This window comes from Ancylobacter radicis (genome assembly GCF_018449475.1).
GTDB classification, from domain to species: Bacteria; Pseudomonadota; Alphaproteobacteria; order Rhizobiales; family Xanthobacteraceae; genus Ancylobacter; species Ancylobacter radicis.
The window spans coordinates 137,989-163,044 of sequence record NZ_JAHCQH010000023.1; the positions used below are offsets into that span (position 1 = coordinate 137,989).

At 65.9% G+C, this 25,056-nt stretch carries 24 protein-coding genes; 10 read left to right on the forward strand and 14 right to left on the reverse strand.

Going from position 1 to position 25,056, the window contains the following annotated elements; all coding sequences use genetic code 11:
- Positions 1-118 precede the first annotated feature (118 nt).
- Positions 119-889 (reverse strand): YoaK family protein, encoded by a 771-nt coding sequence (locus tag KIP89_RS19120; RefSeq protein ID WP_369808523.1) that lies wholly within the window; start codon positions 887-889, stop codon positions 119-121.
- 133 nt (positions 890-1,022) lie between these two features.
- Positions 1,023-2,000: a GlxA family transcriptional regulator gene (locus tag KIP89_RS19125; RefSeq protein WP_213757188.1), complete on the reverse strand. Its 978-nt coding sequence runs from the start codon at positions 1,998-2,000 to the stop codon at positions 1,023-1,025.
- A gap of 155 nt (positions 2,001-2,155) precedes the next feature.
- On the opposite strand from KIP89_RS19125, the gene KIP89_RS19130 reads away from it, so the two are divergent.
- Positions 2,156-2,824 (forward strand): hypothetical protein, encoded by a 669-nt coding sequence (locus tag KIP89_RS19130; RefSeq protein ID WP_213757189.1) that lies wholly within the window; start codon positions 2,156-2,158, stop codon positions 2,822-2,824.
- Between the two features lie 34 nt (positions 2,825-2,858).
- On the opposite strand, the gene KIP89_RS19135 is transcribed toward KIP89_RS19130, so the two are convergent.
- From KIP89_RS19135 to KIP89_RS19145, 3 genes are all read right to left on the reverse strand, one after another.
- Positions 2,859-4,025 carry an FAD-binding oxidoreductase gene (locus tag KIP89_RS19135; protein WP_213757190.1) on the reverse strand — a complete coding sequence of 389 codons (1,167 nt, stop codon included), beginning with the start codon at positions 4,023-4,025 and terminating at the stop codon, positions 2,859-2,861.
- A gap of 3 nt (positions 4,026-4,028) precedes the next feature.
- Positions 4,029-5,288, reverse strand: a complete 1,260-nt coding sequence (locus tag KIP89_RS19140) for an aromatic ring-hydroxylating oxygenase subunit alpha (RefSeq protein WP_213757191.1) — start codon at positions 5,286-5,288, stop codon at positions 4,029-4,031.
- A gap of 156 nt (positions 5,289-5,444) precedes the next feature.
- Positions 5,445-6,218: a DUF4394 domain-containing protein gene (locus tag KIP89_RS19145; RefSeq protein ID WP_213757192.1), complete on the reverse strand. Its 774-nt coding sequence runs from the start codon at positions 6,216-6,218 to the stop codon at positions 5,445-5,447.
- Positions 6,219-6,376: 158 nt separating this feature from the next.
- On the opposite strand from KIP89_RS19145, the gene KIP89_RS19150 reads away from it, so the two are divergent.
- Both KIP89_RS19150 and KIP89_RS19155 read left to right on the forward strand, forming a co-directional pair.
- Positions 6,377-6,946: a sigma-70 family RNA polymerase sigma factor gene (locus KIP89_RS19150; protein ID WP_213757193.1), complete on the forward strand. Its 570-nt coding sequence runs from the start codon at positions 6,377-6,379 to the stop codon at positions 6,944-6,946.
- Positions 6,943-7,710, forward strand: a complete 768-nt coding sequence (locus KIP89_RS19155; RefSeq protein ID WP_213757194.1) for an anti-sigma factor — start codon at positions 6,943-6,945, stop codon at positions 7,708-7,710. The genes KIP89_RS19150 and KIP89_RS19155 overlap by 4 nt, the downstream gene beginning before the upstream one ends.
- Before the next feature lie 9 nt (positions 7,711-7,719).
- Here the strand turns inward: KIP89_RS19155 and KIP89_RS19160 are convergent, their stop codons facing one another.
- From KIP89_RS19160 to KIP89_RS19185, 6 genes are all read right to left on the reverse strand, one after another.
- Positions 7,720-8,775, reverse strand: coding sequence for a GlxA family transcriptional regulator (locus tag KIP89_RS19160; RefSeq protein WP_213757195.1), 1,056 nt, complete (start codon positions 8,773-8,775; stop codon positions 7,720-7,722).
- Positions 8,776-8,858: 83 nt separating this feature from the next.
- Positions 8,859-10,226: an L-serine ammonia-lyase gene (locus KIP89_RS19165; RefSeq protein WP_213757196.1), complete on the reverse strand. Its 1,368-nt coding sequence runs from the start codon at positions 10,224-10,226 to the stop codon at positions 8,859-8,861.
- An 81-nt stretch (positions 10,227-10,307) separates the two neighbouring features.
- Positions 10,308-10,901: a sarcosine oxidase subunit gamma gene (locus tag KIP89_RS19170; RefSeq protein WP_213757197.1), complete on the reverse strand. Its 594-nt coding sequence runs from the start codon at positions 10,899-10,901 to the stop codon at positions 10,308-10,310.
- Positions 10,894-13,929: a sarcosine oxidase subunit alpha gene (locus KIP89_RS19175; RefSeq protein ID WP_213757198.1), complete on the reverse strand. Its 3,036-nt coding sequence runs from the start codon at positions 13,927-13,929 to the stop codon at positions 10,894-10,896. Before KIP89_RS19175 ends, KIP89_RS19170 begins: the two co-directional genes overlap by 8 nt.
- A complete protein-coding gene (locus KIP89_RS19180) occupies positions 13,926-14,219 on the reverse strand; it encodes a sarcosine oxidase subunit delta (protein ID WP_213757199.1) in 294 nt (97 codons plus the stop codon). Before KIP89_RS19180 ends, KIP89_RS19175 begins: the two co-directional genes overlap by 4 nt.
- An 11-nt stretch (positions 14,220-14,230) precedes the next feature.
- Positions 14,231-15,481: a sarcosine oxidase subunit beta family protein gene (locus tag KIP89_RS19185; protein ID WP_213757200.1), complete on the reverse strand. Its 1,251-nt coding sequence runs from the start codon at positions 15,479-15,481 to the stop codon at positions 14,231-14,233.
- A 237-nt stretch (positions 15,482-15,718) separates the two neighbouring features.
- Here KIP89_RS19185 and KIP89_RS19190 point away from each other — a divergent pair, with 237 nt between their 5' ends.
- From KIP89_RS19190 to serA, 4 genes are all read left to right on the forward strand, one after another.
- Positions 15,719-16,555 carry a tellurite resistance TerB family protein gene (locus KIP89_RS19190; RefSeq protein WP_213757201.1) on the forward strand — a complete coding sequence of 279 codons (837 nt, stop codon included), beginning with the start codon at positions 15,719-15,721 and terminating at the stop codon, positions 16,553-16,555.
- Positions 16,556-16,725: 170 nt separating this feature from the next.
- Positions 16,726-17,355 carry an outer membrane protein gene (locus KIP89_RS19195; RefSeq protein WP_250152659.1) on the forward strand — a complete coding sequence of 210 codons (630 nt, stop codon included), beginning with the start codon at positions 16,726-16,728 and terminating at the stop codon, positions 17,353-17,355.
- A gap of 161 nt (positions 17,356-17,516) precedes the next feature.
- Positions 17,517-18,692 (forward strand): phosphoserine transaminase, encoded by a 1,176-nt coding sequence (locus KIP89_RS19200; RefSeq protein WP_213757203.1) that lies wholly within the window; start codon positions 17,517-17,519, stop codon positions 18,690-18,692.
- 210 nt (positions 18,693-18,902) lie between these two features.
- The gene (gene serA / locus KIP89_RS19205; RefSeq protein WP_213757231.1) at positions 18,903-20,492 is read left to right on the forward strand and encodes a phosphoglycerate dehydrogenase; all 1,590 of its coding nucleotides are present in this window, start codon (positions 18,903-18,905) and stop codon (positions 20,490-20,492) included.
- A gap of 69 nt (positions 20,493-20,561) precedes the next feature.
- Here serA and eda read toward each other — a convergent pair whose 3' ends face one another.
- Positions 20,562-21,209, reverse strand: coding sequence for a bifunctional 4-hydroxy-2-oxoglutarate aldolase/2-dehydro-3-deoxy-phosphogluconate aldolase (eda, locus tag KIP89_RS19210; RefSeq protein WP_213757204.1), 648 nt, complete (start codon positions 21,207-21,209; stop codon positions 20,562-20,564).
- Positions 21,210-21,404: 195 nt separating this feature from the next.
- On the opposite strand from eda, the gene puuE reads away from it, so the two are divergent.
- Positions 21,405-22,322, forward strand: a complete 918-nt coding sequence (puuE, locus tag KIP89_RS19215) for an allantoinase PuuE (protein WP_213757205.1) — start codon at positions 21,405-21,407, stop codon at positions 22,320-22,322.
- 5 nt (positions 22,323-22,327) lie between these two features.
- Positions 22,328-22,690: an MliC family protein gene (locus KIP89_RS19220; RefSeq protein ID WP_213757206.1), complete on the forward strand. Its 363-nt coding sequence runs from the start codon at positions 22,328-22,330 to the stop codon at positions 22,688-22,690.
- A gap of 18 nt (positions 22,691-22,708) precedes the next feature.
- On the opposite strand, the gene KIP89_RS19225 is transcribed toward KIP89_RS19220, so the two are convergent.
- Positions 22,709-23,119, reverse strand: coding sequence for an ion channel (locus KIP89_RS19225; protein ID WP_213757207.1), 411 nt, complete (start codon positions 23,117-23,119; stop codon positions 22,709-22,711).
- A gap of 65 nt (positions 23,120-23,184) precedes the next feature.
- Between KIP89_RS19225 and KIP89_RS19230 the strand changes: the two genes are divergently transcribed.
- On the forward strand, positions 23,185-24,036 hold the full coding sequence (locus tag KIP89_RS19230) for a GNAT family N-acetyltransferase (protein ID WP_213757208.1): 852 nt from the start codon (positions 23,185-23,187) through the stop codon (positions 24,034-24,036).
- On the opposite strand, the gene KIP89_RS19235 is transcribed toward KIP89_RS19230, so the two are convergent.
- A complete protein-coding gene (locus KIP89_RS19235) occupies positions 24,033-24,947 on the reverse strand; it encodes a DMT family transporter (RefSeq protein WP_213757209.1) in 915 nt (304 codons plus the stop codon). The genes KIP89_RS19230 and KIP89_RS19235 overlap by 4 nt on opposite strands.
- Positions 24,948-25,056 lie beyond the last annotated feature (109 nt).

Consider the following 25,056-nt stretch of genomic DNA (forward strand, 5'->3'; position numbering starts at 1 on the left):
GTTGGGTCGCGCGCTCCTTCGACCACGGGTCCCGGCCCGATCACGCCACGATACGTCGCATCCGCCTAGGCCGAACAGAAGATTTGCGCCATCGCATCGGTAGCGTTGCGACCGATTTTCAGCGGAAGAGGATGCGCAGCGCCGACGGGCCGGCGAGCGCGAAGACCAGCAGCGCCAGAGGCACCGAGAAGACGAAGCCGACATAGTTGAAGCCAAGCGCGCCGACGATGCCGCCAAAGAAGAAACAGCCGAGGAAGTAGCTGAGAAGCTTCAGCTTTTCGCGGTCCGCCAGCACCAGCGGGCGCTCCGTGCCGCGCCGGCGGTGGTTGGAGTAGAGCAGCTTGCCGAGCTCGATGCCGATATCGGTGACGATGCCGGTCATGTGGGTGGTGCGGATCTTAGCGCCGGAGAGCTTGGTCACCGTCGCGTTCTGCAGCCCCATGATGAAGCACAGGACCGCCACTTCGATGCCGAGCACGATTTCGGAATGGCGCGTGTAGACGCCGAGCAGGCCGAAGGCGAGCAGCAGCAAGGCTTCAAGCGTCAGCGGCAGGGAATATTCGCGGCCGGTGTGATGCAGACGCCCCCAATTGACCAGAATGGCCGACGTTGCCGCACCGCCGAGGAAGGCAAGCAGCGCCCCCGCGCCGGCCAGCACGAAATCCAGCGAGCCCAAAACGGCGTGGTCGGCGGCTGCCGAGATGATGCCGGACATGTGCGAGGTGTACTGACCGACCGCCAGCAGCCCGCCCGCATTGGTCGCCCCGGCGATGAAGGTCATGGGCAGGCCCAGCCACGCATCGGCCAGTGGCGTGCGTTCCGGCGCCAGCATGCCGGCCGTGAGATTGGAATAGCGGGCCGCCAGATGGCGATAGCCGGTTGGTTTCACAGGCGCATTCATCGCGGCAGCGCGGCTCGGTTCCGCGTCCATGGGCAGGCGGGACAAAAGGTATGCGAGCGAATACTCGGCTTCGCTCATGTATTTAAGGCCAGATGCTGCACCGCGCCATAGCAAGCAACGCTTATCCGGCGACGGACGTGGTCACCTTTCCTGTACCGGATCGCTCGGCGCTTGGCGGGCGGCCGAACCGCCGCCCATAGGCGGTGGAGAAATGCGCGGCCGACTGGAAACCGCAGGCGAGGCCGACATCGGTGACTGACAGCGGTGAAAGCCGCAGAAGTTCGCGGGCCCGGGTCAGCCTCAGGCCCAGATAATAGGCCGCGGGGCTTGCGCCGAGGTGCCGGCGGAAAAGCCGCTCAAGGTGACGGGGCGAGACATCGAGCCGCTGCGCGATGAACTGGAGGCCGAGCGGTTGCTCGATGGCGGTCTGCATCAGGCGGACGGCGCGCGCCAGCGTCGGATCGGGCAGCGCGGGGCGCGGCCGGGCTTCCGCCTTGCCGTGGCGCCGTGGCCCGCGCTGGATGATGAACTGTTCCGACACCTTTTCGGCAAGGGCGCGCCCGCCGCGCGCCTCCACCAGCGCCAACATCATCTCCAGCGGCGCCACGCCGCCGGTGCAGGTCAGGCGGTCGCGGTCGATGACGAAGGCATCGTCCACGAAATCGACCTCCGGGAATTCCTCGCGGATGGCGGCCAGATTTTCCCAGTGAACGGCGCAGCGGTAGAAATCGAGCAATCCCGCCTCGGCCAGCACGAAGCTGCCCGTGCAGAGCGCCCCGAGCGCGACACCACGGCGGGCCAGTCGGCGCAGCGTATCGGTGACCGCCGGGCTCGCCGCATGCCGCACATCCACGCCGCCACAGACCAGAAGCAGATCGACGGGGCCAGCCTCGTGCAGCGCCATGGTGGGGGACAGGGTCAGCCCGTTGCTCGCCGCCGCCGGTGCGCCGTCCAGTGTCACGATGCGCCAGGAATAGGCCTCGCCTTCCGAAACGTAGTTCGCCATGCGCAACGCCTCCACCGCGTTGGCGCAGGCAATCATCGAGTGGTTCGGCAAGGTAAGGAAGCCGATGCGCGTGAGGCTGGAGAGGTCAATCACCCGATCATGTCCGTTTGCCGTGTGTTGCCGAACGCGACTGTAGCAAGGCACCACGCAGAAATACCCTGCCATGGTCATCGGCCGGAACGAAAGCCGCCGCAAAATTGTCCGGCCCTCGCGCCGAAATGAAGGCGACACAACAGGGGGAATATCCCATGCGCCGCAACTGGTCTTCGCTTGCCGCTTTCCAGGCCTGGCTGCCCGGCCGCATCCTGCTGCCGGTCGGGTTCGCCGCCCTGGTTGCGACCAGCCTTTATCTCGTCGGCAACGATCGCGGCTATGAGCGCGGCGTGGCCGAGCAGACGGCTTCCAAGGACGCCGCCCAACTGGTCACGCCCGAGGCGATGGCCGAGTTGACGACCGAACCGACCGAGAAGGGCGACCGGCTCGACATTCCGGCGCTGGTGCGGGCGATCGAGCCCGAGTCGGTCTACAAGCCATCGCGGGTTGCGGCCGAGCCGGCGAAGCCGGCAGGCAAACCGGCTGTTGCTGTCGCCAGCCTGCCCGTCGGCGTCGAGCGGTTCGACACCTGCGGGGAGAACTGCGACACCCGCGATCCGATGATCGTGCGCACTTCCTACCCGGTCGGGTCGATGTCGCCCTCGACCACCACCGCCATGCCTCCGGCGCCCGCGCCCGGGCCCGCCGTTGTGGTGCAGGAAGAGGGTTTCCTGGGACTGCCGCCCCTGCCGGGGCCGGGCGAGATCGTCGACCGCACCGTCAAGGGCACCGCTGCCACCTATGACGCGCTCAAGAATGGCACCATCGCCACCTATGATACGGTCAAGGACGCCCTCGGCAATGCGATGGGCCTGACGCGCTGAGGTCTCAGCGCGTCAGCTCAAAACCCTTGCCGCGTCAGCGATCGACCACAAGGTCGCTGGTCGGCTTGGAGCAGCACAGCAGCGCCATGCCGGCATCGATCTCGCGCTGGCGGATGCCGCCACCATGCTTCATCTCGACCGTGCCCGAGACCAGCTTCGACTTGCAGGTGCCGCACAGCCCCTTGGAGCAGGACGAGGGCAGGCGCACGCCAGCCCGGCGCGCGGCATCCAGAACGAACATGTCCGAGCGGCACTCGATGGTGCGTTTCTGCTTGGCGAATTCGATGGTGTAGGTCGCCACCTGCGGTTCAGGGGCCTGCTCGACCGCCTGTAGCCCCTCCGCCGCGATGACGTCGGCCGCGATCTCCGGCTCATCGATGGCGAGCGCGGCGAAATCGAAGCTCTCCTCGTGATGGCGGGACATGTCGAAGCCCGCGCCCTTCAGCATCTCCCGCACCGCTGCCATGAAGGGGGCCGGGCCGCAGACGAAGATCTCGCGCTCCTTGAAGTCCGGCGCGATGTGGTTGACGAGGCCGAGATTGAGCCGGCCGCGCAGCCCGTGCCAGGGCTCGAAGGGGCTGTCCCCCTCGCAGATCGGGGCGAAACGGAAGCTGCCCTTCTGGTTGCGCGCCATCAATTCCAGTTCATGCCGGAAGATGATGTCGGCGGGGGAGCGCGCGGCGTGCACGAACACGATGTCGCGCGGCTCGCCGAGGTCATGGAAGGTGCGCGCCATCGACATCAGCGGGGTGATGCCGCTGCCGCCGGACAGGAACAGATAGCGCGGCGTCGGCGAGGGCGTACCCTTCTGGAAGCAGGAGAAATCTCCCATCGGCCCGACGGCGCGCAACTCGCCCCCGACTTTCACATGGTCATGCAGGAAGTTCGAGACCGGCCCGCCGGGCACGCGCTTCACGGTAATGGCGAGCGTGTGCGGACGGGTGGGGGCGGAGGAAATCGTGTAGCAGCGGTTGATCGCCTCACCGTTGATGGTCAGGTCGAGCGTGAGGAACTGACCCGGCGCGTAGCGGAAGATGCAGGGCTCCTTCGGCGCGAGCACGAAGGTCTTCACATCCGCCGTCTCGTCACGGATCTCGCGGACGATGAGGATATCGTCCGCTTCCGGGTTCCACTCGGGCAGGTTGCCGGCAAGACGCAGGGCAGCGGGATCGGGCGAGGGGCTGGCGGTCAATGCATCCATCGCTCAGCGGCCGACATGCTCGACCATGCGGCCGATATACCAGTTGCAGAACTTGTCTACGAGCATCTCGGTGTGCGGCGAGTAGGGGCCGGGCTCATAGGCCGGGCTGCGGGCCCCTTCCTGGCAGTAGCCAACCAGCGTCGAATCCTGATCGTTGGTGGCGTCCCACACACCGGTGAGGTTCTCGATGTCGTAGTCGACGCCCTCGACCGCATCCTTGTGCACCAGCCATTTGGTGCGCAGCAGAGACCGCTCGGCATCGAGCGGGAGCACCGAGAACACCACCGCATGGTCCGACATGAAATGGTGCCAGGAGTTCGGCTGGGTCCAGAAATGCAGCGCGCCGTGCTTGGGATCGTTGATCTTGCCCAGCAGCTTCTTGCAGGCGGCCTTGGTGTCGGAGGTGTGGCTCTCGCCATCGCCGGCCAGCGGCAGGCGCTCGGTGCGGAAGCCGGTCACCATGTCGTCGAGGTGCTCCATCATGGTGGAGGGGAAGCCGCAGCTTTCCCATTCGCGATGGCTCGTCGTCAGCAGGTTGGCGTAATTCTCGGCTTCCAGCCGCTCATGCTCGTCCAGTTCCTCGGGCGCGAAGCCGAAGCCATAGGCGAAGAGGGGGACCGTCAGCTCCGGGTGATTGCCCGCGCAGTGATAGCACTCGCGGTTGTTCTCCATGGTGAGCTTCCAGTTGCCCGGCTCGATGATGTCCTTCTCGAAGGCGACCTTGGCGTTCTTCAGGTCGTGCGGGGCGAGATAGGGCGCCATCTTCGCCGCCATCACGTCGAAATCGGCCGGCGGGTCATCCGACAGGCAGACGAAGATCAGTCCTTCGAGCGAGCGGCAGTGGATGGGCTTCAGGCTGTGGCAGCCCATGTCGAACCCCTGACCCATATGCTCGGCAAACAGCAGCTTGCCATCGAGGCCATAGGTCCAGGAATGATAGCGGCAGACGAGGTTGCCGACCGTCGTCTTGTAGTCCAGCACCAGCCGGGCGCCGCGGTGGCGGCAGACATTGTGGAAGGCGCGAACCTCGTTGTCGTCGTCGCGTACGATCACGATGGCGGTCTTGCCGATGTCGAGGGTCATGGCGTCGCCCGGCTCGGGGACATCCGGCTCGACACCGACGAAGATCCAGTGGCTTCCGAAGATCACGTCCATGTCCGCCTCGAAGATCTCGGGGCTGGTGTAGAACGGCGCCTCCAGGCTGTAGCCCGGCTTGCGGCGGTGGATCAGGGATTTGAGCGGGGTCTGCGTGCTGTCGAGCATCGGTCTGTTCTCCCTCGCGGGTTCGCGCCCCGCTTGTCGTCTGGAATTGTTCGACACAAGTGCGGGAGAAACTTTCACGCAAGCGACAGGCGCTTTGCTGTACGCGACATTTGGGCCGTGAGGGGCCGCGTCGAGCGGCCCCTGTCGAAATTGACCTCACATGCCCGGCAGTATGGCGATGTCATGCACCTTGCCGGACACACCGCCGATCATACCAACGGGCGCCGCCTTGCCGCTGGCGAGATCGACGCGGTAGAGCGTGCCGTCGGCCATCAACCAACCCTCGTTGCTGCCGCCGGCGGGAATGTCGAAGGCGTAGCTGCCCGCGCTCACGCCCAGCGTGCCGATCGTATTGAGCACGCCGTCATTGGGGGGGGCCTGCTTGATGAGCGTACCGGCCGCGCCGTCGATGTCGAACAGCGCGGTCTCTTTCGCGCCCTTTACCGAGTTGGTGTAGGCGCCGGCGACGACTTTCGGTGCCTTGGTCTTGTGCATGTCGCCCTCGGCATATTTAAGCGCGCCGTCCTTGGTTACCTTCCCGTCGTCCACATTGGCCCGCAGATTGGTGCCCTCGCTGCCGATGATGCGCAACCGGTCAGCCACCGGGTTGAAATCCACGGTCGCCATGGAGCCGGCAGGCAGCATCATGTCGAGCTTCGATTTAGCCATGGTGGCCCCACTCTTCGGATCGATGGTGACAAGCGTGCCGTCATTGAACAGGCCGTACAGCAAGCCGTCGGCGGGGCGCACATCTATGCCGACAAGCGTGCCTGTGCCGGAAACTTTCACCGGTGCCCCGGCCTTCGCCGTCGTCACATCGACGATGGCGATGGTGTTGCCGTCGAGCAGGGCTGCGACGGACTGGGCGCTGGCGCCGGTGGCGGCCATCGCCGATCCGGCGATGACGAGGGCGATCATCGAACGTTTCATATGGCGTACTCCGTTTCACGCCGACAGCATGTCGGCTGGACGGAGCGGCTACACACGGCGCCCCCCGATGGACGCAGGCGCTGTTAAAAAAGTTTTGGCGCTGCATCCAGCGATGCCAGCCGGGCGTACCGTGTTGAGAGCAACCTGCGGAAAATCCCATGCCGAGCCTGACGCGCATCGCCCATGGGCCTCTCGATGACGAACTCAACGAAGCGATCTATGGCTGCGCGCGCGGAGAACGGGCGAGCCTGCATCGCCTCTATGAGCATCTGGCGCCGAAGATGACAGGCGTCGCGCTGCGCATGTTGCGTCGCCGCGATCTGGCCGAAGAGGTCGTCCACGATACCTTCCTGCGCATCTGGGAGAAGGCCGGCAGTTTCGATGCTGCGCGCGGCAAGGCGTCGGCCTGGGTCTTCACTATCCTGCGGCGTACCGCTCTCAATGTTTTGCGGGGTGAGAGGCGGATCGAACTGGTCGAAGACTACGACGCCATTGAGCCGATCTCGGAGGAGACCGATGCCGAGAGCCTGCTGGTGGCCCTGTCGGAGACCAGCGCCCTCAGGCGGTGCCTCGACCGGCTGGAGCCGATGCGGAGGAGGGCTATCCTGCTGGCCTATCTGCGCGGCCTCACCCACGGCGAATTGGCCGGCCGGCTTGGCGTGCCGCTCGGCACGGCGAAAGCGTGGATCCGGCGCAGCCTGCGCACGCTCAAGGACTGCCTGGCATGAGCCCCGACGAGCGTGAGCGTCTTGCCAGCGAGTATGTGCTGGGGTTGCTCGATGCGGATGAGGAACGGCTGTGCGAGGAACTGCTCCCCGTCGATGCGCGGCTTGCCGCGCTGGTGGAGGAGTGGCGCGAGCGGGTTGCGGAACTCGATGCGACCGCACCTCTGGTCGCCCCCGATCCCGGCCTGTGGCGGCGTATCGAAGTCTCTCTGGAGGGGCAGGCGAGCCCGGAGGGCGCGCGATCGGGCACCCTGGAGCCTCTGGGGGGCATCGCTTCGCCGCGCCGGACGGCTGGTCGCGGGTGGGCAAAAGTCTGGTGGGAAAATCTCGCGCTGTGGCGCGGCTTGGGTCTCACGGCTTGCGCTGCGAGCCTGCTGCTGGCGGTCGGCCTGTCACATGTCTCGCGCCAGGCGGCGCAGGCCCCTGTCCTGGTGGCGGTTCTTCTCTCCGATCAGAATCAGCCCGCCGCGGTCGTCAATGCCTTCCGCGATGGCCGCACCGAACTCCTGGCGCTGAGCGCTCTGTCGGCGCCGGAGGGCAAGTCGCTGCAGGTCTGGACGCTGTGGGACCGCGTTCGGGGGCCGGTCTCCGTCGGCTTGCTGGATACGCTGCGGACTGTCGAGTTGAAGGTGGAAGGCTTGCCGCTTCCGGCGGCCGAGCAGCTTTATGAGATTACGCTGGAACCGGCGGGCGGCTCGCCCACCGGTCGCCCCACCGGGCCGATCCTGATGAAGGGCAACGCCAGCCCGACGGGGACCGGCATTTGACCCATCGCGTCAGTCGAACAGACGGCTCGCCGCCATGCTCTGGGTGGCCGGACCTGGTACGCGGGCTCGCGCATCGGAAGGCGTGAAGCCGTGCTGCGCCTTGAACTGACGCGAGAAATGCGCGCAGTCCGAGAAGCCTGCCTCCAGCGCGATATCCGTGACCGAGCGGCCGGTCGTATCGAGCAGGAAGCGCGCATAGCGCAGCCGCAGCCGGCGGTAGAACTCCGCCGGGCGCTGGCCCATGATGGTCTGGAACAGCCGCTCCAACTGCCGCGTGGACAAATGCAGCCGGCGGGCGATATCGGCGATCGGCAGGGGGTCGGCGAGGTGCTGTTCCATCAGCAGCAGAGCCCGTCGCACGCGATCATCCGCCACCAGATCGGCGATGGGCGGATGCGGCTGGGATTCGGTGCCCGGCCGCTGGCGGTCGAGCAGCAGCACATGGCGGCTCTTCTGCGCGACGGAGCGGCCGAGAAACTTCTCCACCAGGGCGGTGGCAAGGTCCGCCGCCCCGCCGCCGCCGGCGCAGGTGATGCGATCGCCGTCGATGACGAAAAGACGGTCGGCCACCGGGGTGTGGTGAGGGAATTCGTCGAGGAAATCCTGATAATGATACCAGGATACACAGCAGCGGCGTCCGGTCATCAGTCCGGCGCGGGCCAGAACGAAGCTGCCGGTGCACACCCCTACCAGCGGGATGCCGGCGCGGGCGGCGCGCTTGAGATAGGCGACGCTCTCCTCGTCGAGCTGGTTCCCGCCATGCAGCAGTCCGCCGACCACGATGATGTAGTGAAAGGCAGCCGGGTCGGCGAGCGGTCCCGACGGCGCGACGCTGACACCGCAACTCGCGCGGATCGGCTCGGACCGGGAGGACATCACCTGCCAGCGGGCGAGGATCGGACGCGACCGATCACCTTCATCGGCCGCCAGACGCAACTGATCGACGATCAGCGAAAAGGCGGAAAGCGTGAAATTGTCGGTCAGGATGAAGCCGACATTCAGCGCCGGCGCCGCCGCACTTTGCGCCCCCGGGCTGCCGAATGATGTGGGCCGTTGCTGGGTCATGGCTCGCTCCGGATCACAGCATAGCAAATTCGCCGCATGGCGTAGCAAGACCGGTGCCGTTTCAGCTTCGCGCGGAGGCTTCTTCAACATTCGGGCAGATTCACCGCAAGGCCGCCGAGCGAGGTTTCCTTGTATTTCGAGGCCATGTCGCGCCCCGTCTCGCGCATGGTCACAATTACCTTGTCGAGCGAGACGATGTGGGTGCCGTCGCCATGCAGGGCGAGGGAGGCCGCATTGACCGCGCTGATGGCACCGAAGGCATTGCGTTCGATGCAGGGCACCTGCACCAGCCCGCCAATCGGATCGCAGGTCATGCCGAGGTGGTGCTCCATGCCGATTTCGGCGGCGTTCTCGATCTGCGCATTATTGCCGCCCAGCGCGGCGGCAAGGCCCGCGGCTGCCATGGAGCAGGCGACCCCTACTTCGCCCTGGCAACCGACCTCGGCACCGGAGATCGAGGCGTTCATCTTGAACAGCGCCCCGATGGCGGTGGCGGTGAGCAGGAACAGGTGCATGCCCGCCCGGCTCGCACCCGGACAATGGTCACGGTAGTAACGCAGGGTCGCCGGCACCACGCCGGCGGCGCCATTGGTCGGGGCCGTCACCACCCGCCCGCCGGCGGCGTTTTCCTCGTTCACCGCGATGGCGTAGAGGCTGACCCAGTCCATCACCTCATGCGGGGTGCGGGAGTTGCGGGCGATCAGCGTGTCGCGGATCGCCTTGGCGCGGCGTTTCACCTTCAGCCCGCCGGGTAGTTCGCCGGCGGTGGAGATACCCCGGTCGATGCAGGTCATCATGGTGTCTGTCACGAGATCGAGGTGGCGGTCCACCTCCTCGGCCGGGCGGCGGGCCTGCTCATTGGCGGTAACCATCTCGGCAATGGAGAGGCCGGAGCGAGCGCCCAGCGCCAGAAGATCGCGCGCATTGCGGAAAGGGTAGGGAAGGTCGGGCTCGCCTGCGACGGTCGTTGGCTCGCCAACCTCTGCCTCGGGCACCACAAAGCCCCCGCCGATGGAGCACCAGCGTTCCTCGACGAGCAGGCTTCCGGCGGCGTCAAAAGACCTGAAGGCGAGTGTGTTGGGGTGCTTTGGCGCGGGGGTATGGCCATCGAACAGGATGTCGGCGGTGGCATCGAACGCGATTGCCTGCGTGCCCGCCACGATCAGGCGCCTGGCGTCCGTCACGTCGGCGACCAGCGCCTCGGCGCGGTCAGGATTGATTGTCTGGGGGCGTTCGCCGGCGAGGCCAAGGATGATCGCCTTGTCGGTGCCGTGGCCCTTGCCGGTCCAGGCCAGCGAACCGAACAGCACGGTCTCGACGCGCACGGTGCGGGCGAGCAGATCCGAGGCCGACAGGGCGTCGGCGAAGCTCGCGGCGGCCACCATCGGCCCCACCGTGTGGGACGAGGAAGGCCCGATGCCGACCTTGAAGAGCTCGAACGCACTGATCATCGACGCTGCCGCCCCCGCCTGCCGCTGTCGCGGTCTGTTCTTGGTATCACGCCCTCAGGACCGGATCGTTGCCGGCGGGCGTCAGTCCAGTTCCCGCCGCCCTTCTTCGAGCAGGCTCCAGACATAGGGCGCGAATGAGCGCCAGACATCAATGCGGAAGGTCTCGCCCGCCGTGCGCGAGAGCACGATTTCCGCCTTGTGAAACAGCGTGCGGGTGCACATGCCCACCGGAAAGCGGCCGAGACCGAGGTCGAGCGGGCATCCCTGGTTGAGCACGAAGGCGGCTTTGGGGCCGGACAGTTCGATGCCGACGCTGCGGGAGGAGACATCGACCAGCGAATGCGGAAGGCCCGCCGTTGCAGCCTCGATGGCGGCCGCGATCGGACCGGCCTGCGCGCCGGGCGCGAGCAAAATCCACTCATCCGGCCCGAGCCACAGGGCGGAGCGGCCTTCATTGCTGGCGAATCGGCAGGCCTCGCGCGGCAGCGCGACGCCGAAGGCCTCGCCAGCGGGACCGATGGCCGACTCGCGGCCGCGAAATACGAGGCGGGCGGTCCGGTCCAACGTGGTCAGACGCGCGGTGGCGCGGCGGGGTGAGCCCGAGGCGAGGCTTGCCAGCGGATCAGCGGAGACCGGCATGGTCGAGTGCCCGGCGGAAGAGGGGGTATCAAGCATTCAGGCGCTCTCCCTTGGGGTCGTAGAACATCGGCTCGACGACCTCGACCTCGATCACGCTGCCGGGCATCGGCACGGACAGCTTCTGGCCGATGCGTGCCCGCCCGCCCTTGATGACGGCCAGAGCGATGGAGCGGCCGAGCACCGCGCTGTGATAGGCGGAGGTGACATGGCCGAGCATCGGCACGGGTACCGGCGCCGTGGGATCGGCAACGATCTGCGCGCCTTCTTCCAGCACGGTGGCCGGGTTGGTGGTGAGCAAGCCGACCAACTGTTTGCGATCGGGGGCGGACATGGAGGCGCGGGCCAGTGAGCGTTTGCCGACGAAATCCTTCTTGGCCTTGCCGACCGCCCAGCCGAGATTGACGTCATCGGGGGTCGCGGTGCCGTCCGTCTCTTGCCCGACGATGATGTAGCCCTTCTCGGCGCGCAGCACATGCATGGTTTCGGTGCCGTAGGGCGTGATGCCGAAGCGTTCACCCGAGGCGTGGATCGCCTCCCAGATGAAGCGGCCATATTCAGCCGGCACGTTCACCTCGAAGCCCAGCTCGCCGGTGAAGGAGACGCTGAACAGCCGCGTGGGCACACCGCAGATGCGTCCCTCGCGCACGCTCATATGCGGGAAGGCTTCCTTGCCGAGGTCGATCCCCTCGACCAGCGGCTCCAGCACGGCGCGGGCATTCGGGCCCTGCACGGCGATCACCGCCCATTGCTCGGTGGTGGAGGTCAGCCACACGTCGAGGTCGGGCCACTCGGTCTGGAGATAATCCTCCATATGGGCGAGCACGCGCGGCGCGCCGCCGGTCGTGGTGGTGACATGGAAGCGGTCCGGCGCCATGCGACCGACCACGCCGTCATCCATCACGAAGCCATCCTCGCGCAGCATCACGCCATAGCGCAGCCGGCCGGGCTCGAGCTTCGCCCAGGCATTGGTGTACATGCGGTTCATGAACTCGGCGGCGTCCGGGCCGACGATCTCGATCTTGCCGAGCGTCGAGGCGTCGAACATGCCGACGGAAGCGCGGACCGCCTTGCATTCACGGGCGACAGCGGCGTGGAGATCCTCGCCGGCCTTGGGGAAGTACCAGGCGCGCTTCCACAGGCCGACATCCTCGAAGGCGGCGCCATGCTCGGCCGCCCAGTCATGGATCGGGGTCTTGCGCACCGGATCGAACAGATCGCCCCGCGCCTCGCCGGCGAAGATGCCGAAGGTGGTGGGGGTGAAGGGCGGGCGGAAGGTGGTCAGCCCGATCTGCGGCACCGGCGTGCCGAGCGCCTCGGACACGATGCCGAGGGCGTTCATGTTGGACGTCTTACCCTGATCGGTCGCCATACCGGTCGTGGTGTAGCGCTTCATATGCTCGATGGAGCGCATGCCCTCGCGGGTGGCGAGCTTGATGTCCTTGGAGGTGACATCGTTCTGCCAGTCCACGAAAGCCTTGGCGAAAGCCGGGTTTCGGTTGTGCGGGGTGGCGCCGATGAAGCCGTCATTGCCGAGGTCCGGCGCTTCGGCCTTGAAGGAACGGGACGAGGCGCCGTTCACCGGCGTCGCACCGCGCTGCGGCGAGGCGGTGTCACGCGCCGCCTTGGCGGCGGCCTCGCCAGCGGCATAGCCGTCTTCCAGCACGGCGTTGAGCCCATAGACGCCCCGGCAGGCGCCGGCAGAGCGCTCGCGCTCGACCGAGGTGCCCGGCAAATATGACCCGGAGGCCGCGTCCCAGACCAGCTTGCCGCGCGACTGGGAGAACAGATGGAGGCTCGGCGTGTAGCCGCCCGACATCAGCACCGTGTCGCACGCGATGGTCTCGGACCGGCCGACTGCGCCGCCGGATACTTTGGCGAGATCGGCGGAGGAGACGCGCAGCCGACCGGACGTGCCGGTGACGACGGTTCCCGGCCGCACGTCAATGCCAGCGGCGAGGGCGCGGCTGGGGAGTTCACCGTGAAGCTGCGGGCGCAGATCCGCGATCGCGGCGATGGTGACGCCGGCGGCCTTGAGTTCCAGCGCGGTGCGATAGCCGGAATCGCAGGCGGTGAAGATCACCGCCCGGTCGCCAGGCTTGGCGCCATAGCGGCTCACATAGGTGCGTCCGGAATCGGCCAGCATCACGCCGGGCCGGTCATTGTCGGGGAACACCAGCGGGCGCTCATGCGCACCGGAGGCGATCACCACCTCGGTCGCCCGCACCTGCCAGAGCCGTTCGCGCGGCAGGTCGTGGTCGGGAGCCGCGAGGTGTTCGCTCACGCGCTCGGCCAGCGCGATCATGTTGTGCGGGAAGTAGCCGAAGGCGGTGGTGCGCGGCAGAAGCGTAACGTTCTCATGCTTCGACAGGCTCGCCAGCGTGTCGGCCAGCCAGGCTTGCGCCGGCTTGCCCTCGATGGTCGCGCCGACTTCCGCCAGCAGCGAGCCGCCAAGCTCCGCCTGCTCGTCGCACAGGATCACCCGCGCGCCGCTCTCCGCCGCCGCCAGCGCCGCCGCGAGGCCGGCCGGGCCGGCGCCGACGACGAGCACGTCGCAGAAGGCATAGTTCTGGGTGTAGCGATCCGGGTCGGGCAGGGTGGGTGCCTTGCCGAGGCCGGCCATGGCGCGGATCTTCGGCTCGTAGAATCGCTTCCACGCTCCCGCCGGCCACATGAAGGTCTTGTAGTAGAAGCCCGCCGGCAGGAAGGGGGCGGCGAGGTCGTTGATCGCGCCGGCATCAAAGGCGAGCGAGGGCCAGCGATTCTGGCTCTCCGCGCTCAGCCCCTCATAAAGCTCGACCTGCGTGGCGCGCAGATTGGGTGCCACGCGTGCGGCATCGCGGGCGACGGCAACGAGGGCGTTCGGCTCATCGGAGCCCGCCGACAGGATGCCGCGCGGACGGTGATATTTGAACGAACGGCCGAGCAGATGGACGCCATTGGCAATCAACGCCGAGGCCAGCGTATCGCCCTTGTAGCCGCTATAGGTCTTGCCGTCGAAGCGGAAGGAAACAGGCGCCGAGCGATCGATGCGCCCGCCGGACGGGGTGCGGAAGCGGTTGGTCATTTCGCCTGATCTCCCGCGATGTCCGGGCGCGTTTCACCGGCCTTGTAGGTAACGACGAAGAAGTCGCTCACCGTGTCGCGCACGGCGTTGAAGAAGCGGCCGCAGCCATGGACGTGCCGCCAGCGTTCAGCGTGCAGGCCCTTGGGGTTGGTGCGGTTGTAGAGGAAATCGGCCCATTCCTCGTCCGTGAGGGTGGACGGGTCGGCCGGGCGGGCGATGTGAGCCTCGCCGCCATAGCGGAATTCCAGCTCGGGCCGGGCGCCGCACCAGGGACAGGTGATGATGAGCATCGCGTCCTCGCTCAGTGCGCAACGGCGGCCGCGGCCGCCTCGTCGATCAGGAAGCCGTCGCGGAACCGCTCCAGCGTGAAGGGGGCGTTGATCGGGTGCGGCGCGTCTTTCGCGATGGTGTGGGCGAAGACATTGCCGGACCCCGGCGTCGCCTTGAAGCCGCCCGTGCCCCAGCCGCAATTCACATAAAGGCCCGGCACCGGCGTCTTGGCGATGATGGGCGAGCGGTCCGGCGTCACATCGACGATGCCGCCCCAGTTGCGCAGCATGCGCAGGCGACGGAACTGCGGAACGAGCTCGCAGATGGCGTCGAGCGTGTGGGTGGTGATGTGCAGCGCGCCGCGCTGGGAATAGGAAGTATAGGCGTCCGTGCCGGCGCCGATGACCATCTCGCCCTTGTCGGACTGCGAGATATAGGCGTGGATGGTGTTGGACATGACGACCGTCGGGAAGGCCGGCTTCACCGGCTCCGACACCAGCGCCTGAAGCGGGTAGCTTTCCAGCGGCATGCGGACGCCCGCCATCGCCATCACCACGCTGGTGTGGCCGGCGGCGGAGACGCCAATTTTCTTCGTGCGGATGAAACCACGCGAGGTCTCGACACCCTCGACCGCGCCGTCCGCCCCGCGGCGGATACCGGTGACTTCGCAGTTCTGGATGATGTCCACGCCACGCGCATCGGCGGCACGGGCAAAGCCCCAGGCCACCGCGTCGTGACGGGCCGTGCCGCCGCGCCGCTGCAAGGCACCGCCGAGGATCGGATAGCGCATCGAGGAGATGTTGAGCGGCGGGCAGAATTCCTTGCACTGCTCGGCGGTCAGCCATTCATTGTCGACGCCGTTCAGCCGGTTGGCGTGGACGTGACGCTTGAAGCTCTGCACGTCATGAATGTTGTGGGCGAGCATGAGCACGCCGCGCGCCGAATACATGACGTTGTAATTGATGTCCTGCGACAGGCCTTCCCACAGCTTCACCGAATGCTCGTAAAGCGCGGCGCTCTCGTCGAACAGGTAGTTGGAGCGCACGATGGTCGTGTTGCGGCCGGTATTGCCGCCGCCGAGCCAGCCGCGCTCCAGCACCGCGACGCGGGTGATGCCGTGCTCCTTGGCGAGGTAGTAGGCCGCCGCGAGTCCATGGCCGCCGGCGCCGATGATGACAGCGTCATATTCGGGTTTGGGATCAGGATTGCGCCACTGGGGCTGCCAACTCTTGTGACCGCCAAGGGCGCGGCGGAGAAGTTCAAGGCCGGAGAATTTCTGCAATTTTGCCTCCGACAGTGATGTGCCTGATCGATGATGAACCATGCTCGCGCGGCGGCGCCGCGAGGGCGAGCATTGTTTCGGCGCGGCCGTTGAACAAATGCGACATGAGATGCGACAGCCCCTCGCCTGGACGAATGCGCGATCACGCGGAGGTTATCGGTTGCGCTCACATTTCCCTGCGGAAGCCATGATGCGTGCCTACGTCCGGTTCGACTCTTTGAGAACGGGATTCACGCGATGTTCAATAGCGGCAACTTCGACGCCAAGCGCCTTCTCGACCAGTTCCTCTCGCCCCAGTCCGGCAGCACCGGTAACCTGCCGACGTCAACCGGTGGAGCCAGCCTTGCCAATTCTCTCGGCGGGTTGCTTGGCGGTCTCTCCGGCGGGACGACCAGTGGCGCGGCGCAGCCCTCCGGCAGCGGCGACCTTCTGAGCCAGGCCAAGGGCTATCTGTCGAACAATGGCGGTTCGCTCGCCTCGGGCGCGGCGGCAGGTGCTCTTGTCTCGCTGGTGCTCGGCAACAAATCGGGACGCAAGGTCGCCAAGAGCGCCGTGGCGCTGGGCGGCCTCGCCCTCGTCGGTACGCTCGCCTACAAGGCCTATCAGAATTACCAGCAGGGCGGCCAGCCGCAGCAGGCGGCAACCCCTTCGCCGACCCACGGGGCGCAATTGCCGCCGCCGGATTCGCCCTTCAACCCGGCACAGGCGGACCGCACGCAACTGCCTCTGGTTCTTTTGCGCACCATGATCGCGGCTTCGCTGGCGGACGGCCACATCGACGAGCGGGAGCGCGTCGCCATCAGCGGCAAGCTGAACGAGCAGGGCGCGCAGCTTGATGAAGCCGAACGCTTTCTCACGGCGGAATTCGCCAATCCGGCGACGGTGGAGAGCTTGGCCCGCGAGGTGGCGACACCTGAAGAGGCCGCGGAAGTCTACATGACCGCGCTTCTGGCGATTGACGCGGATACGAGTTCCGAGCGGGCCTTCCTTGCCCGGCTGGCCCTGGCGCTGAAGCTGGATCCTGCGCTGACGCCGCACCTTGAGGCTGCGGCACGTTCAGCCAAGTTGAGCTGACGCCTGTTGGCGAAGCGTTAAGGTTAAGCCGTCCTTAAAGTTTCGCTGCAATCCTTGCCGCCGTCGAATGTTGCCGGAGGATTTTCCGGCGCCTCGGGGGTGGTTGGATGCGTTGTTCATGGTGGTCGTCGCGACTCGCCCGTGGTGTCTGTGGAGCCGGCGGAGCCTTGATGCTTGCCGTCTGCAGCGCCTCTGCGGCGGATATCGGCTCATCGGCGGACGATCTCCTGGCCAAGGCCCCGGTCATCGAGGATGAGAGCGGCTGGTATCTGCGTGGCGACATTGGCTATGTCGTCAACGAAACGCCGGACTGGTCGCAACTCGACTTCACGCCATCGGTTGATCCAGCGATCGATGACGCCTGGCTGATCGGGCTTGGCGTCGGCGTCCGTCTCGCCGACTGGCTGCGGGCGGACCTGACGGTCGATTACCGTGGCAAGGCCGACGTGTCGGCGCAGGGCTTCTCTGCCGATTTCAGCACCGCAACCGCGCTCGCCAATCTCTATGTCGATCTCGGTAGTTGGAAGGGGCTCACGCCCTATGTCGGTGCGGGTGTCGGCGCCGGCTACGTGTCGCTCACCGATGTCGAGTTGCTGGGCGCGGACATCGGCGATACCGATGGCTGGGGAGTGGCCTGGGCGCTCATGGCGGGCGTTGTGGTGGCTGTGGCACCGAACTGGCAGGTCGATGTCGGCTATCGCTATCTGAGCCTCGATAGCGTCGATCTGGGCGGTGGCGTGCCCGATTTCCAGCAAAGCGCGCACGAGATCCGCCTCGGTGCCCGCTACCTTATCGATTGAGGCGCGTTTCTCGGATCGACCTTCGCGCCGGAGCGTGTGTTCGTGGCGCTCACCTGGAAGGTATCCCAAAAATCCGCTTGCGCAGGGCCGGGGCCGGGAGTAAATCCCCGCTCGGGCTATCCCACCCCACCGTGGGACGTCCATCTGAGAGGATGGCTAAAATGACTATGAATGCTCTGCCGGCGGCGAAGCCGGCCAATCCCAATTTTTCGTCTGGTCCTTGCGCCAAGCGTCCCGGTTGGACGCTGGAGGCTTTGAGCGATGCTCCGCTCGGCCGCTCCCACCGCGCCAAGGTTGGCAAGAACAAGCTCAAGCTTGCCATCGACCTCACTCGCGAGGTCCTGCAGATTCCCGCTGACTACCGCATCGGCATCGTTCCGGCGTCCGACACGGGCGCGGTCGAAATGGCGCTGTGGTCGCTGCTCGGCGCTCGCCCGGTCGATCTGCTCGCCTGGGAAAGCTTCGGTGAAGGCTGGGTGACGGACGTCGTCAAGCAGCTCAAGCTCAAGGACGCCCGTGTCCTCAAGGCGGGCTATGGCGAGCTTCCCAACCTTGCCGAGGTGAATTTCGACCATGACGTGGTCTTCACCTGGAACGGCACCACCTCCGGCGTGCGCGTCGCCAATGGCGACTGGATTGCCGCCGACCGCACCGGCCTGACCATTTGCGACGCGACTTCAGCGGCTTTCGCCCAGGAACTCGACTGGGCCAAGCTCGATGTCGTCACCTATTCCTGGCAGAAGGTGCTGGGCGGCGAAGCCGCGCACGGCATGCTGATCCTCTCGCCGCGCGCCGTGGAACGCCTTCAGACCTATGTCCCGGCCTGGCCGCTGCCAAAGATCTTCCGTCTCACCTCCGGCGGCAAACTGATCGAGGGGATCTTCCAGGGCGAGACGATCAACACGCCGTCCATGCTCTGCGTCGAGGACTATATCGATGCGCTGGAGTGGGCGAAGTCGGTCGGCGGGCTCAAGGGTCTCGTCGGGCGTTCGGACACGAATTTCAAGGTTCTCGCCGACTGGGTCGCCAGGACCGACTGGGTCGACTTCCTCGCCAAGGAGCCGGCGACGCGCTCGAACACGTCCGTCTGCCTTGTCGTTGCCGATCCCGAGGTGAAGGCTCTGCCCGCCGACGCGCAGGAAGCTTTCGCCAAGGCGCTTGCCGCAGCGCTCGAGAAGGCGGGTGTCGCCTATGACATCGGTGCCTATCGCGATGCTCCGGCAGGCCTGCGTATTTGGGCCGGCGCGACCATCGAGGCGTCGGACCTTGCGGCGCTGCTTCCCTGGCTCGACTGGGCCTATGGCGAAGCCAAGGCCGGCCTGAAAAAGGCAGCCTGATCCGTCTCGCGCGTTCCCGCCGCTGACGCGAGGGGGCGGCGAACGGGACGGGACCGCATCCCGGCGACGATCGGCTTTTCTCTCCCGGCCCGTCGCCGCCGATGATCCGAGCCCTGCCCGACGAACGCTTCGCCGTCCTCTCCCGCCAGCGGCGGGACGATTTGCCTGCCCGCGCTGTGCGGGCGACCTCAATCCATCGGATGGACCTGAATCATGGCTCCCCGCGTTCTCATTTCCGACGCCCTCTCCCCGGCCGCCGTGCAGATCTTCAAGGATCGCGGCATCGAGGTCGATTTCCAGCCGAACCTCGGCAAGGACAAGGACAAGCTCGCCGAGATCATCGGCAATTATGACGGCCTCGCGATCCGCTCGGCGTCCAAGGTCACGCCGAAGATCCTCGAGAACGCCAAGCGTCTCAAGGTGGTCGGCCGCGCTGGCATCGGTGTCGACAATGTCGATATCCCGGCGGCCACGGCCAAGGGCGTGATCGTGATGAACACGCCGTTCGGCAACTCCATCACCACCGCCGAGCATGCCATCGCCATGATGTTCGCGCTGGCCCGCGAAATCCCCGCCGCCGACGCCTCCACCCAGGCCGGCAAGTGGGAGAAGAACCGCTTCATGGGCGTCGAGCTGACTGCCAAGACGCTCGGCATCATCGGTTGCGGCAATATCGGTTCCATTGTCGCCGACCGCGCGCTTGGCCTGAAGATGAAGGTCATCGCCTTCGATCCTTTCCTCTCGCCCGAGCGGGCGCTCGACATCGGTGTGGAGAAGGTCGAACTCGACGATCTGCTCGCCCGTGCCGATGTCATCACCCTGCACACGCCACTGACCGACAAGACCAAGAACGTCCTCTCCGCCGAGGCGATCGCCAAGACCAAGAAGGGCGTGCGCATCGTCAATTGCGCGCGCGGCGGCCTTGTCGATGAGGCGGCGCTGGCCGAGGCGCTGAAGTCCGGTCATGTCGCGGGCGCGGCCTTCGACGTGTTCATCACCGAGCCGGCGAACGAGAATCCGCTGTTCGGCCTGCCTAATGTGATCTGCACCCCGCATCTCGGCGCCTCCACCACGGAAGCGCAGGAGAATGTCGCGCTGCAGGTGGCCGAGCAGATGAGCGACTATCTGCTGCGCGGAGCCATCTCGAATGCGGTGAACTTCCCGTCCATCACGGCCGAGGAAGCGCCGAAGCTCAAGCCCTTCATCGAGCTCGCGGAGAAGCTCGGCTCCTTCGCGGGGCAGCTCACCGAGACCGATATCAAGACCGTGCGCATCACCTATGACGGCGCGGTCGCCGGCCTCAAGATCAAGGCGCTGACCTCCGCCGCTGTTGCCGGCCTGCTTCGCCCTGCGCTGGCCGACATCAATGTCGTGTCGGCCCCAAGCGTCGCCAAGGAACGTGGCATTGTGGTTGAAGAGACCACCCGCGACGTCGCCGGTGACTATGAGAGCCTGGTGACGCTCACCGTCGTGACCGAGGATATGGAACGCTCGGTCGCCGGCACGGTGTTCGCGGATGGCCGTCCGCGCATCATCGACATCAAGGGCATCAAGGTCGATGCCGAATTCGCGCCCTCGATGATCTACGTGACCAATGAGGACAAGCCGGGATTCGTCGGCCGGTTCGCCGGTCTCCTCGGCGATGCGGGCATCAACATCGCCACCTTCGCGCTCGGCCGCGACCATCAGGGCGGCGACGCCATTGCTCTCGTCGAGGTCGACGGGCAGGTTCCCGCCGAACTGCTCGACAAAGTGCAGCAGCTTCCCTCGGTGAAGCAGGCTCGCTCGCTGCGCTTCTGAGTCGTCACGCAAGGCATGAAAAAGCCCGCCGGGATCACCTCCCGGCGGGCTTTGTTATGTGAGCCACGTTCAGCCGGGAAACGCGGCGCGGTGTAGCTTCGCGGCGGCCTTGGAGAGCGCCACGATTTGCTCCCAGTCACCGAGATTGATGGCCTCGTTCGGGCAGACCCACGAGCCGCCCACGGCCAGAACATTCGACATCGAGAGGTACTTGCCGACATTGTCCGGGCCGATACCGCCGGTCGGACAGAAGCGCAGATCGGGAAGAGGGCCGGACAGCGACTTTATCAGGTTGGCGCCGCCCACCGCTTCTGCCGGGAACAGCTTCAACACCGGAAAGCCCAGCGCATGCAATGCCATAGCCTCGGTCGCCGTGGCGCAGCCGGGCATCACCGGCACCGGTGCTTCGGCCAACGCTTCGGCGAGCGCCGGCGGGCAACCGGGGCTGACAAGGAAACGGGCGCCAGCATCAATGCACTTCTGGATCAGGTCGGGCCGTGTCACGGTGCCGGCGCCAACGATGGCGTCCGGTACCTCGGCAGCGATGGCGGCGATGGCCTCCAGCGCCGCGGGCGTGCGCAGCGTCACCTCGATGAGCGGCAGGCCACCTTCCACCAGAGCCCGCGCGAGCTTCACCCCGGCCGCGACGCTCGGCACAGTGACGACGGGGACGACCGGGGCGCGGGCGAGAAGGAAGCTGGGATCGGGGAGGGACATCGGACACCTTTGATCTGTTTGGCCCAATCAAGACCAGGCGGTATCGCCTTGTCGAGGCCCGCCGGCAAGATTTATGCGGCAGTTGCGAAATGGCCATGCAGTCTTATGGCATGGCGCAGTTTGCTCGCCGAGGATAAGCCATTAGGCTGACAGCCGGACGACGGTTGCGGTCACCCGGTTCGCGAGTAGCGCTCCATGTTCCATATCGATTCTGCCTATCCCCGTGATCTCATCGGCTATGGGCGTACTCCGCCCGACCCGAAATGGCCCGGTGATGCGCGGATCGCCGTGCAATTCGTCATCAACTATGAGGAGGGCGGTGAGAACTGCATCCTCCATGGTGACGCGGCCTCGGAGGCCTTCCTGTCGGAAATCGTCGGGGCCCAGCCCTGGCCGGGCATGCGCCATATGAACATGGAGTCGATCTACGAATATGGCTCGCGCGCCGGCTTCTGGCGGCTGTGGCGCCTGTTCACCTCACGCAACCTGCCGGTGACGGTTTACGGCGTCACCACGGCGCTTGCCCGCAACCCGGAGGCGGTGGCGGCGATGAAGGAGGCGGGCTGGGAAATCGCCAGCCATGGGCTCAAATGGATCGATTACCGCAACCATAGTTATGAGGCGGAGAAGGCCGACTTCGACGCCGCCATGGAGCTTCACACGCGTCTTGTCGGTGAGAGGCCGCTCGGCTGGTACACGGGACGCACCTCCGTGAATTCGCGCCGCATCGTTATGGAGGAGGGCGGCTTCCTCTATGATTCCGACATCTATTCGGACGATCTTCCGTTCTGGGTCGAGGGGCCGAGCGGGCCTCATCTGAGCATCCCTTACACGCTCGACACCAATGATATGCGCTTCGCCATCCCCGCCGGGTTCAGCAATGGCGATCCGTTCTTCACCTATCTGCGCGACAGCTTCGATGCGCTCTATGCGGAAGGGGCGGAGGCGCCCAAGATGCTCAGTGTCGGGCTGCATTGCCGCCTCGTCGGGCGGCCCGGACGAATTCTCGCGCTTCAGCGATTTCTCGACCATATCGCCCGCCATGACCGCGTATGGGTGCCGCGCCGGATCGACATCGCCCGCCATTGGCACGAGCACCACAAACCGGAATGAGCCCCATGCGCCAAAACCTGCCCGTCCTGACTGCCGCCCTGTTCGTCATCGGAGCGGGCGCCGCCAAGGCGGCTGACCACATCGTCATCCCGGTTCCCAAAGGCAGTTCGGTCATCACGACCAAGGTGAAATATACCTGCGACACGATGAAGGATCTTGAGGCGACCTATATCAACGCTCCGCCCATTGCCCTCGCGACCGTTTCGTTCAAGGACGAATATCTGGTCATGGTCAATGTGCTCGCGGGCTCCGGCGCGCGCTATGCGGGCGACCGCTTCGTATGGTGGACCAAGGGGAACACCGGCAGTCTGTATGACCTGACCAAGGGCGAGAACGCGCCCCCGATCGCCAGCTGCACGCAGGACTGATTTCCGCGCTGGTCGGCATCATCGCGGGGCTGAGCGGTGGTCTGTGAGGTGGGGCAGGTGTCCCTGCAGCACATAGATCAGCAGCGCGGTCGACCAGCCGAACATCAGTATGCCGCTTCCGGCCGCCATCGGGCCGAGCAGACGCGTGCGTGTGGCCTGAAGCACGTCGCCATAGCCGAGCGTCGTATAGTTCACGAAGGCGGAGTAATAGGCGTCGGCAGGGTCGGCCACCAGACCGAGAGCGCCATATAGCAGGCTCCAGAGGCCGACTTCGAAGAGGTGCGCGCACAGCAGCAGCGCATTGGTGGTGAGCAGGGCCAGCATGAGTCGCAGATAGGGGCTGCCCCAAAGTCGGCTCTCAAAGGGGCGCACCAGTGCGATCAGCAGGAAGGTGGCGCCGAGATGCACCAGCATCACTGCGATGTTCATGGCTATGCCAAGGATCAGTTCGCTGAGCATGATGCCTCTCAAGGTCCGAATCAGCGGTGAGCGCCATGGCCGGCACTGTGCATACTCGTCCCCTGCGCGCCGACGAAATCCAGTTGGCCATTGATTGGGCTGCCGCGGAAGGCTGGAATCCCGGCCTGTCGGATGCCGCTTGCTTTGGTGCGGTTGATCCGCTGGGCTTCCTGACAGCCGAACTCGACGGTAAGCCGGCAGCCACCCTTTCGGTGGTGAACTATGACGCCGGCTTCGCCTTTCTCGGCTTCTACATCGTTCGGCCGGATCTGCGTGGGCGCGGCATAGGCAAGGCGATCTGGCAGGCCGGCCTTGCCCATGCGGGATCGCGTGTGATCGGGCTCGACGGCGTGCTGGCGCAGCAGGCCAATTATGCGTCGCAGGGCTTTCGCTTCGCCTATCGCAATATCCGTTTCGCCGGGGCGGTGCAGATGGCGGAGATGAAGGCGCACGCGGCCGGGGTTCTCGATCTGGCCGATGTCCCCTTTCCTTTGCTGGAAGCCAGCGATGCGCGGATTTTTCCAGCACCGCGCCCGGCCTTCCTGCGCGCTTGGCTTGCCGCGCCGGGTCATGTCGGCAGGGCGGTGATGCGGGAAGGGCGGCTTGCCGGCTGGGGCGTCGTCCGCCCGGCGCGCCATGGCTTCAAGATCGGTCCGCTGGTCGCTGAGGAGGCCGGTACTGCTGACGTGCTTTTTGATGCGCTCGCTGCGGCGGTCGGTGAGGGAGAGATCGTGCTGGACGTGCCTGAGCCCAACGCAGCGGCACTGGCGCTGGCGCGCCGGCATGGGCTCTCACCCGTATTCGAGACCGCGCGCATGTATACCGGCGTCCCACGACCGGTGGCTCTGGATCAGCTCTACGGCGTCACCAGCTTCGAGCTGGGCTAAAGCTCCGGCGGCGCAACCCTGCGCGGTGCGAACACGGTTGCTGTGACGACGCCGGCGAGCACGAGCGCATAGCCCGCGGCGTGGTAGAGATGCGGCCGCTCGCCAAGAAACATGATCGCCAGCACCGAGCCGAACACCGGCATCAGGTGGAAGAAGGGGGCCGCGCGGTTCGGTCCCACCAATTGCACCCCACGGTTGAAGAACAGATAGGCCAGCACCGAGGGAAAGATCGCCACATAACCAATGACGGCGAAGGAGGTCAGGTCGAACACCATGGGCGCTCCGACGCTTCGCTCGGCAATGAACAGTGGGGTCAACAGCAGGGCGCCGGGCCCGAGGGTGAAACCCAGAAAGCCCAGTTGCGACATGGCCGGGCGCCGTGCCAGCAGCGAGGAATAGATTCCGTAGATCACCATGGCCTCGATCATCCAAAGGTCGCCGCGGTTGAACTCGATCCGCATCAACACATCCGGATCGCCGCGGCAGATGATCGTCAATACGCCGAGCAGCGACAGGGCGATGCCGCCAGCTTGGCCGCCGGAAAGGCGATCCCCGTTCAGCACAAGGGACCAGAAGGCGATGAGAAGCGGCCCGGTGGACTGAATCAGCAGGGCGTTGAGCGCCGGCGTGAACTGCACCGCGTGATAGGCCATGGTGTTGAACAGCGTGATGCCGGTGAAGGCGAGGACGCCGAGCAACTTCCAGTGCCGAAGCGCGATGGGTCCGTCCGCCTTCATCGCGCGCCATGCAAAAGGCAGAAGAATGAGAAAGGCCAATACCCAACGCAGCCATGCCAGCGTCACCGGCGGAACATGGCCGGCCACATGCCTCCCGAGCACAATATTGCCAGCCCAGAACAGCGAGACGAGGGAGAGCAGCAGATAGGGGGCGTCGAGCAGGCGACGGAACATGGCTGGCTGCACCGAAGATACGGGCTGTCTCTCTAGAGCATTTCCGCTCACGATGAAGCGCCGTCATCGATGAAATTAACTGATATGCGGGCCCCGAAGCCAATCAGCG